Source organism: Caulobacter sp. GW821-FHT11E10, assembly GCF_058808375.1.
This window is the reverse complement of sequence record NZ_JBXARP010000004.1, coordinates 473587-489280: the sequence shown is the minus strand read 5'-3', so window position 1 is coordinate 489280 and position 15694 is coordinate 473587. Positions and strand designations below refer to the sequence as shown.

At 68.8% G+C, this 15694-nt stretch carries 14 protein-coding genes; 10 read left to right on the top strand and 4 right to left on the bottom strand.

Annotated elements, in window-relative coordinates:
- The first annotated feature begins 31 nt into the window (after positions 1 to 31).
- The 4 genes from AC1RRV_RS10910 to AC1RRV_RS10895 are packed head-to-tail and all read left to right on the top strand — an operon-like array spanning position 32 to position 4132.
- Positions 32 to 1450, top strand: coding sequence for a Do family serine endopeptidase (locus AC1RRV_RS10910; protein WP_492859644.1), 1419 nt, complete (start codon positions 32 to 34; stop codon positions 1448 to 1450).
- A gap of 47 nt (positions 1451 to 1497) precedes the next feature.
- On the top strand, positions 1498 to 2799 hold the full coding sequence (locus AC1RRV_RS10905) for a replication-associated recombination protein A (protein ID WP_492859643.1): 1302 nt from the start codon (positions 1498 to 1500) through the stop codon (positions 2797 to 2799).
- The gene (locus AC1RRV_RS10900) at positions 2796 to 3611 is read left to right on the top strand and encodes an RluA family pseudouridine synthase (protein ID WP_492859642.1); all 816 of its coding nucleotides are present in this window, start codon (positions 2796 to 2798) and stop codon (positions 3609 to 3611) included. The genes AC1RRV_RS10905 and AC1RRV_RS10900 overlap by 4 nt, the downstream gene beginning before the upstream one ends.
- Before the next feature lie 11 nt (positions 3612 to 3622).
- Positions 3623 to 4132: a CC0125/CC1285 family lipoprotein gene (locus tag AC1RRV_RS10895; RefSeq protein WP_492859641.1), complete on the top strand. Its 510-nt coding sequence runs from the start codon at positions 3623 to 3625 to the stop codon at positions 4130 to 4132.
- Positions 4133 to 4138: 6 nt separating this feature from the next.
- Here the strand turns inward: AC1RRV_RS10895 and AC1RRV_RS10890 are convergent, their stop codons facing one another.
- Positions 4139 to 5368: a hypothetical protein gene (locus AC1RRV_RS10890; protein ID WP_492859640.1), complete on the bottom strand. Its 1230-nt coding sequence runs from the start codon at positions 5366 to 5368 to the stop codon at positions 4139 to 4141.
- Positions 5369 to 5510: 142 nt separating this feature from the next.
- On the opposite strand from AC1RRV_RS10890, the gene crcB reads away from it, so the two are divergent.
- Positions 5511 to 5894 (top strand): fluoride efflux transporter CrcB, encoded by a 384-nt coding sequence (gene crcB / locus AC1RRV_RS10885; RefSeq protein WP_492859639.1) that lies wholly within the window; start codon positions 5511 to 5513, stop codon positions 5892 to 5894.
- Positions 5891 to 6886 carry an RluA family pseudouridine synthase gene (locus AC1RRV_RS10880; RefSeq protein WP_492859638.1) on the top strand — a complete coding sequence of 332 codons (996 nt, stop codon included), beginning with the start codon at positions 5891 to 5893 and terminating at the stop codon, positions 6884 to 6886. Before crcB ends, AC1RRV_RS10880 begins: the two co-directional genes overlap by 4 nt.
- A gap of 69 nt (positions 6887 to 6955) precedes the next feature.
- On the opposite strand, the gene AC1RRV_RS10875 is transcribed toward AC1RRV_RS10880, so the two are convergent.
- Positions 6956 to 8251, bottom strand: coding sequence for a DUF1501 domain-containing protein (locus AC1RRV_RS10875; protein WP_492859637.1), 1296 nt, complete (start codon positions 8249 to 8251; stop codon positions 6956 to 6958).
- A complete protein-coding gene (locus AC1RRV_RS10870; RefSeq protein ID WP_492859636.1) occupies positions 8248 to 9690 on the bottom strand; it encodes a DUF1800 domain-containing protein in 1443 nt (480 codons plus the stop codon). The genes AC1RRV_RS10875 and AC1RRV_RS10870 overlap by 4 nt, the downstream gene beginning before the upstream one ends.
- A gap of 56 nt (positions 9691 to 9746) precedes the next feature.
- Between AC1RRV_RS10870 and AC1RRV_RS10865 the strand changes: the two genes are divergently transcribed.
- The gene (locus AC1RRV_RS10865; protein ID WP_492859635.1) at positions 9747 to 10469 is read left to right on the top strand and encodes an ATP12 family chaperone protein; all 723 of its coding nucleotides are present in this window, start codon (positions 9747 to 9749) and stop codon (positions 10467 to 10469) included.
- A gap of 129 nt (positions 10470 to 10598) precedes the next feature.
- Complete coding sequence (locus tag AC1RRV_RS10860; protein WP_492859634.1) at positions 10599 to 12131, top strand: acyl-CoA carboxylase subunit beta; 1533 nt, start codon at positions 10599 to 10601, stop codon at positions 12129 to 12131.
- Between the two features lie 57 nt (positions 12132 to 12188).
- Here AC1RRV_RS10860 and AC1RRV_RS10855 read toward each other — a convergent pair whose 3' ends face one another.
- Positions 12189 to 12602, bottom strand: a complete 414-nt coding sequence (locus AC1RRV_RS10855) for a DUF1761 domain-containing protein (protein WP_492859633.1) — start codon at positions 12600 to 12602, stop codon at positions 12189 to 12191.
- A gap of 183 nt (positions 12603 to 12785) precedes the next feature.
- On the opposite strand from AC1RRV_RS10855, the gene metG reads away from it, so the two are divergent.
- On the top strand, positions 12786 to 14495 hold the full coding sequence (gene metG, locus AC1RRV_RS10850; RefSeq protein WP_492859632.1) for a methionine--tRNA ligase: 1710 nt from the start codon (positions 12786 to 12788) through the stop codon (positions 14493 to 14495).
- Position 14496: 1 nt separating this feature from the next.
- A complete protein-coding gene (locus AC1RRV_RS10845; protein ID WP_492859631.1) occupies positions 14497 to 15693 on the top strand; it encodes an MFS transporter in 1197 nt (398 codons plus the stop codon).
- Position 15694 lies beyond the last annotated feature (1 nt).

The following is a 15694-nucleotide window of genomic DNA, read 5'->3' as shown; positions in this document are numbered from 1 at the left end:
CTGAGTTCGTTGCGAACCGTTAGGAGCCTCCTTGAACACCATGCGCCACCTTCGCGCCCTGCTGCCCGTCGTCGTCCTGCTGACCGCGTGCTCGAACCCGACCGGGCAGTCCAACGCCCAGTCTATCCCCGACATGCCGCAGCCGACCCGCCGCGTGCCGGCCGACGCCGCCTCGATGAAGCTGTCGTTCGCGCCAGTGGTGAAGAAGGCCGCCCCGGCCGTGGTCAATGTCGCCAGCCGCCGGGTGGTGCCGCGCCGCGTCGATCCGTTCTGGGACTTCTTCATGGGCGGCGGCAGCGGCGGCGCCCAGGTGCAGGGCTCCCTGGGCTCGGGCGCCGTGGTGCGCGCCGACGGGGTGATCATCACCAATCACCACAATATCGACGGGATGAGCGACATCACCGTCCAGCTGGCCGACCGCCGCGAGTTCCCGGCCGTGGTGCTGCTGGACGACCCGCGCGCCGACCTGGCCGTACTGAAGATCGACACCAAGGGCGAGAAGCTGCCCGTCATGGCCATCGACGATCAGGACCAGATGGAGGTCGGCGACCTCGTCCTGGCCCTGGGCAACCCGTTCGGGGTCGGCCAGACCGTGACCAACGGCATCGTCTCGGCCCTGGCGCGGACCGACGTGGGCGCGGCCGACTTCGGCAGCTACATCCAGACCGACGCGGCCATCAATCCTGGCAATTCCGGCGGCCCCCTGGTCGACATGGACGGTGATCTGGTCGGCATCAACACCTTCATCATCTCACGCTCGGGCTCTTCGAGCGGGGTGGGTTTCGCCATCCCCGCCGCCGTGGTCCGTCAGGTCGTGGCGGCCGCCCTGGGCGGCGGCCATAGCGTCGTGCGGCCCTGGCTGGGGGTGAAGAGCCAGCCGGTCACCGGCGACATCGCCAGAAGCCTGGGCATGACCGCGCCGCGCGGCGTGCTGGTGGCTCAGGTCTATCCCGGTTCCTCGGCCGAGCGCGCGGGCCTGAAGGAAGGCGACGTCATCCTGTCGATCGACGGCAAGCCGGTGAACGACGAGGGCGGCGGCGCCTTCGCCATCGGCACCCACAAGGTTGGCGATCGGGTGCCCGTGGTGATCCAGCGCGGCGACCGGGAGCAGACCGTCACCGTTCGCGCCGACGCGGCGCCGGAAAGCCCGGCGCGGGACGAGCGCGCGATCAGCGGCAACAACCCGTTCAACGGCGCCACCGTCGTCAACCTCTCGCCCGCCGTGGCCCAGGACCTGGGCGTCGACCCGTTCGCCGGCAAGGGCGCCCTGGTGACCAAGATCGCCGCCGGCTACGCCCAGAACTGGATGCGTCCGGGCGACTTCGTCCGGGCGGTCAATGGCAAGCAGATCAACACCGTCGCCGATCTCGCGGCCGCGGCCGCCACCAAGCCGGCCCGTTGGACTGTCGCCATCGAACGCGGCGGCCAGCTGATCCAGGCGCAGTTCTAGGGACTTGAGACTGACGACTTGAGCCGGCCGGCCTGCTAGGAAAGGACATGTCCGATCTCTTCCAGGCCGCCGGCCTGACGCCTCACGCCCCGGCGCCGCTGGCCGACCGGTTGCGGCCCCAGACCCTCGACGAGGTGGTGGGCCAGCAGCATCTGCTGGGTCCCGAAGGCCCTATCGGCCGGATGGCGGCGGCCCATCGCCTGGCCTCGATGATCCTGTGGGGCCCGCCTGGCACCGGCAAGACCACCATCGCCCGCCTGCTGGCCAAGGCCGGCGGCTACGAGTTTCATCAGATTTCGGCGGTGTTTTCCGGCGTCGCGGACCTGAAGAAGGCCTTCGAACAGGCTCGCATGCGTCGCCAGGCCGGCCAGAGCACCCTCCTGTTCGTCGACGAGATCCATCGCTTCAACCGCGCCCAGCAGGACGGTTTCCTGCCGTTCGTGGAGGAGGGGATCGTCACCCTGGTCGGGGCGACGACCGAGAACCCCTCGTTCGAGCTGAACGGCGCTCTGCTGTCGCGCTGCCAGGTGTTCGTACTCAAGCGGCTGACCGAGGAGTCGCTGGAACAGCTCCTCCAACGCGCCGAGGTCGCAGAGAACCGGCCCTTGCCGATCGACGCCGAGGCGCGCTCGACCCTGGTTTCCATGGCCGATGGCGATGGCCGTTACCTGCTGACCCTGGCCGAGACCCTGTTCTCGATTGGCACGGACAGTCCGCTGAATCCGACGCAGCTGGGCCAGTTCCTGCAGAAGCGCCGCCCGGCGTACGACAAGGACCGCGAGGAGCACTACAACCTCATCTCGGCCCTGCATAAGTCGGTGCGCGGCAGCGATCCGGACGCGGCGCTTTACTGGCTGGCGCGGATGCTGGAGGGCGGCGAGGACCCGCTGTTCATCGCTCGCCGCCTGGTGCGCATGGCGTCCGAGGACATCGGCGCGGCCGATCCGCTTTCCCTGCTGCTGACCACGGCGGCCAAGGACGCCTACGACTTCCTCGGCAGCCCGGAAGGCGAGCTGGCCCTGGCCCAGGCCGTGGTCCACATGGCCAGCGCGCCCAAGTCCAACGCCGTCTACAACGCCTACAAGGCCGCCCGCCGCGCCGCCAAGGAGACCGGCAGCCTGATGCCGCCGGCCCATATCCTCAACGCCCCCACCAAGCTGATGAAGTCGCTGGGCTATGGCGACGGCTATGCCTACGACCACGATGTCGAGGGCGGTGTCTCGGGCCAGAACTACTTCCCGGACGGCATGGAGCGCCGGCGGTTCTACGAACCCAAGCCCATCGGCGCCGAGGCGAAAGTGCGCGAGCGCTTGGAAGCCTGGGGCAAGGTGCGTAAGGACGGCAGATGAGCAGTCCGAAATTCCGCCGTCCGCCCGGCGTCGCCAAGCCCAAGGCCGTCGAGTGCCCCATCACCCTGACGCCGGAAGAGATCGAAACCGCGCGGTCGTGGGTGCTGTACGAGGACGAGACCATCATCGTGCTGGACAAGCCCGCCGGCCTGTCCAGCCAGGGCGGGCGGATCAAGGCCCATACGCTGGACGACCTGCTATGGGCGTTCGCCAAGCCGGGAAAGGCTCGTCCGCGACTGATCCATCGCCTGGACCGCGACACCTCGGGCGTGATCCTCACGGCCAAGACCAAGCCGGGGGCGGCGTTCCTGGGCGAAGCCCTGATGGCCAAGCGCTTCCGCAAGTCATACTTGGCCATCGTCGCGCCGGGCGCGCCCGAGCCCAAGGGCGGCATGATCGACAGTCCGCTGCGCCGGGAATCGATCGGCCGCGAGGCCTATATGCGGGTCTGCGCGCCGGACCATCCCGACGCCGAGACCGCTCGCAGCCGCTATCGCACCCTGGCCCACAACGGCGTGGCCGCCCTGGTCGAGCTGTCGCCGGACACCGGCCGGATGCACCAGCTGCGGGTTCATATGGCTTCCATTGGCCGGCCGCTGGCGGGCGACAGCCGCTATGGCGGGGCGCTGATGCTGGGCGGCGCGGCCGTGCCCCGGCTGATGCTGCATGCGGCGCGCCTGACGTTCCCGCACCCGCTGGGCGGCGAGCGCAAGGTCCTGGCCCCGCTTCCGACCGATTTTGTGATGATGCTCAAGGCCTTGGACCTGCCGGCGCCGGAACAGCCTGGTTCCGAGGCCGTTGATCAGGTCTGAAGAGGCAAGCCATGAAGACCGCCAAACCCCTCATCGCCGCCGCCCTCGCGGGCCTGCTGATGGTCGCTTGCGCCACGGCGCCGACCGTCTATCGCGCCCAGCAGGGCGCGCCCAACGACGTCGGCTATTCCGAGTATCGCCTGGAGACCGGCCGCTATCGTGTCACCTTCCAGGGCGGACCGGGCGCGCCCGAGGCCCAGGTCGCCGACTACGCCTTGTTGCGCGCCGCCGAGCTGGCGCTACGCGACGGCTACGACTGGTTCCGGATCGCCGACCGTTCAACCACGTCCAGCGGCTATGATCGCGGCCCGCGCATGAGCGTCGGCGGTGGTTCGGCCAGCTTCGGTCGCCACTCCGGTTTCGGCCTGGGCGTCGGCACGAGCTTCAACCTCGGCCCGGGTCCGGCCTTTTCGCGCTCGATCGAGGTCGTGTTCGGCAAGGGTCCGTCGCCACGGGAACGCGACGCCTATGACGCGCGCGAGATCGTCAACGTCGTGGGGCGTGGACGGCAACGGACCTAGGAGGTCCTAGGCCGCCGCGCGCTTGGCCAGGGGATAGTTCGCCCGCACCCCGGCGTGCGTCAGGCCGGCGGTTTCAGCGGCCGCGAAGTAGCCTTCCTGCGGCAAACCCTGCAGCGCCGTCATGGGCGCCAGGCCCTGGGCGTCGCGGCCGAAGGTCATGATGTCCATGGCGATGTTGCCGGCCGCGCCGCCGAGGTCGGAGGCGTCCAGGGTCAGGCCCGCGAGGCGCGCGTCACGCAGCACGCGCAGGGCTTCCTTGTCCGGCGGCACGCGGGCGATGACCCCGCGCGTGAGGGCGCGCAGCAGGCCCACCACTTCCAGCAGGCGGCCGGCGGGGGTGCCGCGGGTGATGTCGACGAGTTCGATCATGACGCCGCCGCGCAGCAGGCTTAGCGACAGGCCCGAGGTCCCCGTGAGCAGGTCGCGGCCGCGCTGGGTGCCCAGGGTGCGGAACGAGGCCGGCAGGATCAGTTCGGGCGTGTTCGGGCCCTGGACCGAGCGGGCGAAAACGGCCGCGTACTTCAGCGTCGACTCGTCGATGAAGGCGACGTCGCGGTCCGACAGCTTGGTCAGGGCGCGGGACGAGGCCTGACGGCCGCTGGCCAGGTGGGTGACCATCGGCTCGATGCGCACGGCGGTGGTGACGTTGCGGCGCAGACTGACAAGGTGTTCAAGCGTGAAGTCCACGCGCAGGGCCGCGCCCCCGGCCGTGGTGAAGGCCACGGGCGTGCGACGGCCTTCGTCGGCGGGGTCCACGGAGACCCGCACTGGCGAGCGGGCGGAGTCGCGACGGGCGCGGGCGGCCAGCACTACCAGCGGGTCGATCCGCTTGCAGACCGCTTCGCCGTCCTCGACGCCGATCACCGAGCGGATGCCCAGGTCCATCGGGGAGGCCGCGCCCAGGAGATGGGTCAGCACGTCCTCGAGGATCTTCACGCTGGTCGCCTGGGCGGCCAGGCCCTGGTCGTTGTTCATGGCGATCAGGAATTCGCTGTCCGAGATGCGCGCGCGCATGTCCTGGCGGTCCAGGTGCTCGTTCAGCTTGAGCTCGACATACGTCCAGACGTCGCCGCGCTTCTGGCTCCACCATTCGCCGGCCCAGGCTCGGATGGCCTTGATGCTGATGACATTGACGGAGCCTCGGGCCACCAACTCCGAGCCCACCAGGCGCTGAGCTACCGGGGCCGGCAGGGCCACGCGTTCGGTCGCGTCTTTGTGGGGGGTGTCGAAGGCCATGCGCAAAAATGCGGCTTCGGGCTTTAACCGCGCGTTTGGAAACAGGGTTTCCGAGACCGTTTACCTTGAGAAAAACCGGGGAAAATCAAGGGAACTCCGGTGGACGCTTGGCGTTCGCGCCCGCTCGGCGCATAAGGCGTTCATGAACAAGCTGCTTCTGGTGGCCGCTGGCGGGGCCGTCGGCTCGGTCGCGCGCTACCTGGTCGGAGTCGGCGCCATGCGGGTCATGGGACCTGGCTGGCCGTACGGCACCTTCACGGTCAATGTGGTCGGCGGCTTCCTGATGGGATGCCTGGCCTCGTGGCTGGCCCATCGCGGCAGCGCGTCGAGCGAACAGTGGCGCGTGCTGCTGGGCGTCGGCGCGCTGGGCGGCTTCACCACCTTTTCGTCGTTCTCGCTGGAGACCGCGCTGATGATCCAGAAGCGCGACTACGTCCCAGCGTTCTCCTATTCCGCCGCCAGCGTGCTTTTGTCCGTGGCGGCCCTGTTCGCGGGCCTGCTGGTCGCCCGCAAGGTTTTCGCATGAGCACCAAGGAAGTCCGCACGCTGTACGTCGACGCCGGCGAGGACGGGGTCCGCCTCGATCGCTGGTTCAAACGCCGTTGGCCGCACCTGAACCATATCCAGCTGAACAAGCTCTTCCGCTCGGGCCAGGTCCGCGTGGACGGCTCGCGCGCCAAGGCCGACACCAAGCTGGCCGCCGGCAGCCAGATCCGCGTGCCGCCACTGCCCGACGCGCCCGATCCGGCCGACAAGAACAAGTTGACGCCGCGCGATATCGCCTACGCCAAGTCGCTGGTGCTGTACGAGGACGAGGAAGTCCTGGCTCTGAACAAGCCCGCCGGCCTGGCCGTGCAGGGCGGGACCAAGACCACTCACCACGTCGACAAGCTGCTCAGCGCCTGGGGCGAGGGCGTCAACCGGCCGAAGCTTGTCCACCGCCTCGACCGCGACACCTCGGGCGTGCTGCTGCTGGGCAAGACGCCGTCGGCCGCCGCGCGCCTGTCTGGCGCCTTCGCCAAGCGCAAGGCGCAGAAGACCTACTGGGCCATCGTGGCCGGCAACCCGCACCCCACCGAGGGCGTGATGGAGCTGCACCTGGCCAAGCGTGGCGTCGGCGATCGCGAGCTCGTGGTGCCCGCCCAGCCCAAGGATCCGGACGCCCAGCCGGCCGAGACCGAATTCGTCACCATCAGCCGCGCCGGTCCGCGCGTGACCTGGATGGCCCTGCGCCCGCATACCGGCCGCACGCACCAGCTGCGCGCCCACATGAAGGCGATGGGGCACCCGATCCTTGGCGATCCCAAATACGGTGACGAGAAGTCCGCGCCGCTGTCGGAAGGGCTGAAGCTGCAACTGCACGCCCGCTCGATCCTGCTGCCGCACCCGTCGGCCGGCATGCTGCACATCGAGGCGCCGCTGAGCCCCGAGATGAAGGACGGCTTCGCCAAGTTCGGCTTCTCGGAAGACGAGGCCGAAACCGAGCCGTTCGCACGGCGTCAGACCAAGCGGCGGTAGTCTATTCGCGAACAAATCTCGTCATCCCGGGTCGGCTTCGCCGCCTGGGATGACGAGGTATTTTGCGACCTAGACCAGCCCCGTCACCGGTTTCGCGCCCGCGCTGTCCGGGAACACCTTGCTCTCCAGCAGCGCGCGGTCGACGCCCATGTGCTCGGCCAGGACGCCCTTGAACAGCGCGCGCGCGTCCAGGGTAGGGGCCGTGTCGCGGTTCTCGTAGAGGGCGCTCGTAGCCAGGCCGGGCCAGTCGCCGACGATGCCGCCGCCGCGCTTGAGCGCGCCGCCGAGGATCAGGCCGGTCGAGGCCGTGCCGTGATCGGTGCCGCCTGTGCCGTTGACCCGGGCGGTGCGACCGAACTCGGTGACGGCCACCACCACCGTATTCTTCCACTCCGCGCCCAGGCCCGTGTGCAGGCCGTCCAGCACCGCGTCCAGATAGGACAGGCGCGTTGCGATCTGGCCGGCCTGGTTGGCGTGGGTGTCGAAGCCGTCCAGCGAGATGGCCGCGATCTGCGGCCCGTCGGCCTGGATCATGAAGCCGCCCAGGGTCGAGCCCAGCTTGCGCGCCGCCTCGGAGCCGGCCCGGTTCTGGCGGTCGTTAGCCTTGCTGGAAGAGGCTGGGGTCTGAGACATCGAAGCGGACGCGCCAGCCATCGACGGCGTGGCGGCGGCCATCTCGTTCATGGCCGGGGTCGCGGCCATGGCGGTCATGGCCGTCTGGGCCATGGTCTCGGTCTCCAGGCCGCGCGCGAAGGCCGGGCCCAGCATCGGATCGTTCCGGTAGAGATCCTGCAGCAGGGTCGGCAGGCGCGCGGTCTCGTCCACGCCCTTGCCCGGCGACCAGCTGGCGGCCTGCACCTTGCCGCGCAGGATCAGCGGGGCGGTGGCGCCCACCGAGAGACCCTCGACCTTGCGGATCGGCGCGAGCGCTTCCAGCGTGCGGTTCAGCCAGCCGGTGTCTTCGCCATAGACCTTGGCCGAGCCGGTCTCCAGCACGTCCTGGGCCTCGAAGTGCGAGCGGGCGCGATCAGGGCTGGCGATGGCCGGGGCGATGCGGGCCTCGCCCTTCAGGGCCAGCTTTTGGACGGTGTCCAGCTGCGGGTGGAGGCCGAACGTGTCGTCCAGCTTCAGCACCTGGTCGGGCCGCATCGCAATCGAGCCGCGCAGGGCCGCGTAGCTGGCGTCGCCCACCGGCGGTGAGACCGACAAGCCGTCCATGCCGCCGCGACAGATGACGACGACCATCTTCTTCTTGGACAGGTCGCCCTCGGACGCGGCGAAGGCCTGGGTCCCCAGGAAGTTGACGGAGATCCCCAGGCCGGCGGCCAAGCCCAGGAACGAACGGCGGGAAGGTTGAGCGTTCATCGGCGTTGGAACTCCGGGCTCATCACGAGAAGGGCGAAGGCTTCCCGGCGGGTTTCGGCCCGCGAGACGGCCTTGGCGACAGGGGGCGTCAGGCGCACGCCCAGGGCCGAGAGGGCCAGGGCGTTGGGGTCGGTGCGGTCGGCGACCACGGCGGCGAAGCCCTGGGCCCACTGCATGCGCTTGACCAGGCCGTCGGGCGAGGCCCAGGTCTGGGCGTCCTCGGCCCAGCCCTTGGGGGAGGGGGCGGAGAAGGGCTTCTGGCCCAGGCCCGTGAGGATCGGCGCCAGGCGCTCGATCGCCGACGGCTCGGCCCCGATCAAACGCCAGGTCGACAGGGTGTATTCGTAGGGCGTCTTGAACTTGGCCGGGGTCGGATCCCAGGCCTCGGGGCTTTCGATCAAGGCCTTGGCCACGGCGGCCAGGTCGCCCCCGGTGGCGATCCAGCGCTTTTCCAGGCGGGCGACGAGGGCCGGTGGCGGAGTGTCGGCCACGAAGTGCCGGGCGATCTTGCCGCAAACGTGACGGGCTGTGCGCGGATCGGCGGACAGGTCCTTCAGAACCGCCAGGCCCTGCTTGATGTCCGTCTGGCCGTAGCTTCGACCCAAGATCGTGCGCGCGCCGGGCTCGTGGGCGTTCTCGCGGAACACGAATTGACCGGCGCGATCCTCTTGATCGCGACCCAGCGAGAAGCCGGTCAGGGCGCGGGCGAACTCGGTGACATCGGCCTGGCTGTAGCCGGCGTCGACGCCGACGGTGTGCAGTTCCAGGATCTCGCGCGCCAGGTTCTCGTTCAGCCCGGCCTTGTTCCCCTGCCGCCGTCCGACGAAGGCGGCGGCGCGGCTGTTGGGGCCGATCGACTGGGCCTGGTCCAGATAGGTCAGCATCGCCGGATGGGTCGACGAGGCGACCAGCAGGTTCTCGAAGCCGCCGAACACATAGGGCCGGATCGCCTCGCGCTCGAACGGACCGACCAGGACCGAGGTGACCTGCTTGGTGGCCGAGACCGTGAAGTGGTTGGCCCAGAACAGGGCCCAGCGCTCGCGGAAGCTGGCCGGGGTGGCGGCCGCCAGGCGGGCGCGGGCCAGGAAGTCGGCGCCGACCTTTTCGCGCAGCTGCCGCTGGGCGTCCATGAAGGCCATGGCGTTGGCCTTGGTGGTGTCCTCGCCGTCCTTCTTCTGGCGTTCCGCGCGCCGCTGCTGCTGGTAGTCGCGCATCTGCTCGAAGCGGACCGCGGCGCTTTCCCCGCCATCCTGCGGGATGTCGGCGCCCTCGCGGCGGATCTGGGCGACGAGGAAGCCTTGCGGATCGGCCTTGGCGGCCTCGATCTCGCCAGGGCGGGCTCCCAGGCCGAAGCGGGTGACGGCGATGGCGGCCATCATGTCCTTGGACGGTAGGCTCAAGCGGCGCTCTCCCTTGCGCGAACTCGCGACATTGCCCATTCAACGCGGGAGTTTGCCCGTTCCGTCGCGAGCGGCCTGAAAAATGAGATCTCCCCGTGTCCGAGAAATCCGAACTGCTGTTGAAGCCCCGCCGTTTCTACAAGGCCGCCGCCGCCGCGCCGGTGGACGGGGGCTTCGCCGTGCAGCTGGACGGGCGGACGCCGAAATCGCCGGCCAGGAAGCCGCTCGTCGTGCCGACCAAGGGCCTGGGCGAAACGATCGCGGCCGAGTGGGAGGCGCAGGTTGAGTTCATCGACAACAGCCTGATGCCGGCTACCCGCCTGGCCTTCACGGCGATCGACCGCATTTGCGAGACTCGCGCCGAGGTGGCCCGGGAGGTCACGGCCTACGCCGCCTCCGACCACCTCTGCTACCGCGCCGAGCATCCGACGCCGCTGGTCGAACGCCAGGACCGCGAATGGGGCGCGATCCTCGACTGGGCCAAGGCCGAGCATGGCCTAGTCTTCACGCCCGTCGCCGGCGTCATCCACCAGCCGCAGCCGCCGGCCACCCTGGCGATGGTCGAGGCACTCGCCCTGACCCTGGACGACTTCACCCTGGCGGGCGTGGCCTTCGCCTCGGGCCTCTACGGCTCGACCGTGCTGGCGCTCGCCGTGCGGGCGGGACGCCTGACGGGCCGCAAGGCGCTGGACCTGTCGCGCCTGGAAGAGGCGTACCAGGCCGAGCAGTGGGGCCAGGACGCCGAGGCGACGGCGCGTGTCGAGTTCCTGGCGGTCGAGGCCGCGATGATCGAGCGCTGGTTCGCCGCGCTGCGCTAAACGCTCAGCGGAAAGACCATGCTGCGCTGCCGCAAGGTCCGTCTTGCCTAGCTGCTCTGGCCTCGCTACGGCTGGGTTCATAAGGTGGGTGAACCGCCAGAATAACGATCCGGGCAGGGGAGTACGCGCGTGCAGCACATTCTCGAGGAACTCGACCGTCGTCGCGAACAGGCCAAGGCCGGCGGCGGCGAAAAGCGGGTCGCGGCCCAGCACGCCAAGGGCAAGCTGACCGCTCGTGAACGTATTGACCTGCTCCTGGACGAGGGCTCGTTCGAAGAGTTCGACATGTTCGTCGAGCACCGCAGCGCCGACTTCGGCATGCAGGACCAGAAGATCCCCGGCGATGGCGTCGTCACCGGCTGGGGCACGATCAACGGCAAGGTCGTCTACGTCTTCTCCAAGGACTTCACGGTGTTCGGCGGCTCGCTGTCGGGCGCCCACGCGGCCAAGATCGTCAAGGTCCAGCGCCAGGCGATGAAGGTCGGCGCGCCGATCATCGGCCTGTTCGACGCGGGCGGCGCCCGCATCCAGGAAGGCGTCGACAGCCTGGCCGGCTATGCCGACATCTTCCTCGAGAACGTCATGGCCTCGGGCGTGGTGCCGCAGATCAGCGTGATCATGGGCCCTTGCGCCGGTGGCGATGTCTATTCGCCCGCCATGACCGACTTCATCTTCATGGTGAAGGATACGAGCTACATGTTCGTGACCGGTCCGGACGTCGTGAAGACCGTCACCAACGAGATCGTCACGGCCGAGGAACTGGGTGGGGCTCGAGTCCACGCGGCCAAGTCGGGCGTCGCCGAGGGCGCGTTCGAGAACGACCTGGAAGCTATGACCCAGGTCCGCCGACTGGTCGACTTCCTGCCCTCGTCCAACCGCGAGACCGCGCCCGAGCGCGTCAGCTTCGACGAGGCGCTGCGCGAGGAGATGAGCCTGGACACCTTGGTCCCGGCCGACGCGACCAAGCCCTACGATATGAAGGAACTGATCCTGAAGATCGTCGACGAGGCCGACTTCTTCGAGATCTCCAGCGAGTGGGCCAAGAACATCATCTGCGGCTTCGCCCGGATGGACGGCGAGAGCGTCGGCATCGTCGCCAACCAGCCCCAGGTGCTGGCCGGTGTTCTGGACATCGACAGCAGCCGGAAAGCCGCGCGGTTCGTGCGCTTCTGCGACGCCTTCAACATTCCGATCGTCACCCTGGTCGACGTCCCGGGCTTCATGCCGGGGACCAAGCAGGAGTACGGCGGCCTGATCAAGCACGGCGCCAAGCTGCTCTTCGCCTATGCCGAGGCCACGGTGCCGAAGATCACGGTCATCACCCGCAAGGCCTATGGCGGCGCCTATGACGTGATGAGCTCAAAGCACCTGCGCGGCGACCTGAACTACGCCTGGCCGACCGCCGAGATCGCGGTGATGGGCGCAAAGGGGGCTGTGGAGATCATCTTCCGCCAGGAGGCCAAGGACCCCGAGGCCCTGGCGGCCCGCGAGGCCGAGTACAAGACGCGCTTCGCCAATCCGTTCGTGGCGGCCTCGCGCGGCTATATCGACGACGTGATCATGCCGCACGGGACCCGTCGCCGGATCGTGCGCGGCTTGAAGAGCCTGAAGGGGAAGGAGCTCTCCAACCCCTGGAAGAAGCACGACAACATCCCGCTGTAGAGGCGGTCGCGGACAAGAAAACAAAAGAGCGCCCGGCGACGGGCGCTCTTTCTCGTTCTAGGTCACCTTCGGCTTCAACCGCAGACCGCCCAGCAGCGCGCCGCCGATGACATAGGTCAGCAGCTGATAGCCGCCGTCGATCCACTGCAGCGCCGGCGAACCGGCTGCGTAGATGTAGTTCAGCGTCACCACCGTCAGGGCGAAGCAGACGCAGGCGGTCAGGGCCACCTTGGCGCCGGCCACGAAGCCCGTCGCGCCCAGGCGGCGGATCAGCCAGTCCAGGCCCAGCAGGATGACGACCATGTTGACGACGCCCAGGGCCATCTTCCAGTCCTGGCCGACGAAGTCGGCTTCGGTCAGGCGCGTGGCCTTCATCCAGGCCGCGCTGAACAGATTTCCGTACCAGACGATGCCGATCACCTGACCGGCGATGAGGCCGGCCACCAGGCCCAGCCAGTTCACATTCTTCATTGGCGTTCCCCCCGAAACGGCCGGACCGTGTTAGTCCGGCTCAGCTTTGGTCAGGCTGCACACGCGAACGCGGTTCGGTCAATCCAGTGAAGCTTTCGTTTCAGGCTCGAGCCTTCTATATGCGGACGCTTCTTGGCTTCCGCCGTTCGCTTCCCGCCCGACTCCCCGAAAGGCCGCGCCCGCATGGCTCGCATCCTGATCACCTCGGCCCTGCCGTACATCAACGGCATCAAGCACCTGGGCAACCTCGCGGGATCCATGCTGCCGGCGGACGTCTATGCGCGCTTCCAGCGGGCCCGGGGCCACGAGACCCTCTATATCTGCGCCACCGACGAGCACGGCACGCCCGCCGAATTGGCCGCCGCCGCCGCCGGCCAGGACGTGGCGACCTACTGCGCCGAGCAGCATATCCTGCAGCGTGACGTCGCCGCCGCGTTCGGCCTGTCGTGGGACTGGTTTGGCCGATCGTCCTCGCCTCAGAACCAGAAGCTGACCCAGCACTTCGCCGAGGTGCTGGAGGCCAACGGCCTGATCGAGGAACGTGTCGACCAGATGGTCTATTCCATCGACGACAAGCGCTTCCTGCCCGACCGCTATATCGAGGGCACCTGCCCGCACTGCGGCTTCGAGAAGGCGCGCGGGGACCAGTGCGATAACTGCGGCAATCTGCTGGACCCGACCGACCTGAAGAACGCCTATTCGGTGATCTCCGGCTCGCGGAACCTGGAGGTGCGCGACACCCGCCACCTCTACCTTCTTCAGACCAAGATGGCCGACAAGATCCGCGCCTGGGTCGACAGCCACGCGGACTGGCCGCAACTGGCCCGATCGATCGCCTACAAGCACCTGGACGAGGGCCTGATCGATCGCGGCATCACGCGCGATCTGGCTTGGGGCGTGCCGGTGGTCAAGGACGGCGGTCCCCGCCCGGGCATGGAAGGCAAGGTCTTCTACGTCTGGTTCGATGCGCCCATCGAATATATCGCCGCCACCCAGGAATGGGCCGACGCGGAAGAGGGCCGGGACTGGCAGCGCTGGTGGCGCACCGACGCGGGCGCGGAAGACGTCCGCTATGTCGAGTTCATGGGCAAGGACAATGTGGCGTTCCACACCGTCAGCTTCCCGGCGACCATCCTCGGCTCGGAAGAGCCGTGGAAGAGCGTCGACATGCTCAAGGCCTTCAACTGGCTGAACTGGTACGGCGGCAAGTTCTCGACCTCGAACAGGCGAGGCGTGTTCATGGACGCTGCCCTGGAAATCCTGCCGCCCGATCTGTGGCGCTGGTACCTGACGGCCAATTCGCCCGAAGGCAGCGACACGGCCTTCACCTGGGAGCAGTTCGCCAGCGCCGTGAACCGCGACCTGGCCGACGTGCTGGGCAACTTCGTCAACCGCATCCTGAAGTTCAACGAGAGCAAGTTCGAGGGCCTGGTGCCCGAGGGCGGCGAGCCGGGACCGCTGGAAGAGAAGCTGTTCGCCGACGTCTCGGCGCGCCTGGCCGATCTGGCCGAGCAGATGGACGCCATCGAGATGCGCAAGAGCGCCCAGGCGCTGCGGGCGCTCTGGGTGGTCGGCAACGAGTATCTGCAGGAGGCCGCGCCCTGGACCGCGATCAAGACCGATCGTGACCGCGCCGCCGTCATCGTCCGCACCGCCCTGAACCTGGCGGCGCTGTACGCTAAGATCTCGGCTCCGTTCATCCCGTTCGCGGCCGAGAAGATCGGCGAGGCGTTCGGTCTGGAGTTCCCGGCCCCGTGGCCCTCGAACGACGCCAAGGCCGAGCTCTCCAAACTGCCGGTCGGCCAGGCCGTGGCGGCGCCTGAAGTCCTGTTCAAGAAGATCGACGAGGACCAGATCGCCGAATGGGCGGCCCGTTTCGGCGGCGCGGAGTAGCGTGACAGGCGGGGCGGACAGCGCGGACCACAAGGGGCTCCCGACCCTCGTCCGCCTCTGCCTGTTCTACGCCGCCATCTATCTGAGCTCGGGCGTCAGCCTGCCGTATATCGGGACCTATCTGCGCGACCGGGGCATGACCGGCGGCGAGATCGGCCTGATCCTGGCCGTACCCCTGCTGCTGAAGCCCTTCACCGGCCCGGTGCTGGCGGTCTGGGCCGACGGCTTCACCCTACGGCGCACGCCGATGGTGCTGCTGCTGGTCGGGGCGGGCCTGGGCTATGCGGGTCTGCTGGCGACCTCGAACCTCTGGTGGCTGATCCTGGCCTGGTTCGTCGGCCAGACCCTGCTGTCGACCGTCTCGCCGCTGATCGACGTGATCACCCTGCGCCGGGCGCGGACCGAGAGCTTCAACTACGGCATCCCGCGCGGCACGGGCTCCAGCGCCTTCATCGCCGCCAACCTGGCCATGGGCGCGATCCTGACCTTCGCGGCCCCGACCATCATCGCGGTCTGGATCGCCGTGGCCTGCCTGGTGGGCGCTGTGGCCGCGGCCCTGGCCGTGCCGCCCGAGCGGGTCCACGCCGAAGGGGCCAAGCCGGCTCGCGCCGAACGCTGGAGGGGCCTGGGCGAGCTGCTGCGCAACCGCACCTTCGTCCTGGCGGTGGTCACCGCCGGCCTGATCCAGGGCGCTCACGCCTTCTACTACGGCTTCTCGGCCATTCTCTGGCGCAAGCAGGGGATCTCCGAGCCGATGATCGGGATCCTGTGGGGCGTCGGCGTCGCGGCCGAGGTCGGCTTCATGTGGTTCCTGGAGCCGCTGCGCCGCCGCTGGGGCCCCGAGCGGTTCCTGATCCTGGGCGCCAGCGCCGCCGTGCTGCGCTGGACCTGCTACGCGTTCGAGCCACCGCTTTGGGCGCTGTTCCCGCTGCAGGCGCTGCACGCCATGACCTTCGCGGCCAGCTTCCTGGCTTCGCTGCGCCTGATCGAGAAGCTGGCCCCGGCCTCCAGCGCCTCGCCGGCCCAGGCGATCAACTCGGCGCTGTCGTCGGGTTTCACCCTGGGCATCGCGACCCTGGCGTCGGGTCCGCTGTTCGACGCCTTGGGCGCCAAAGGCTACCTCGCCGTGGCCGGCATGGCGGCGCTGGGCCTAGTCGGCGCGATCATGCTGTCGCGCCGCGCCAAAAGCCTCGCCTAAC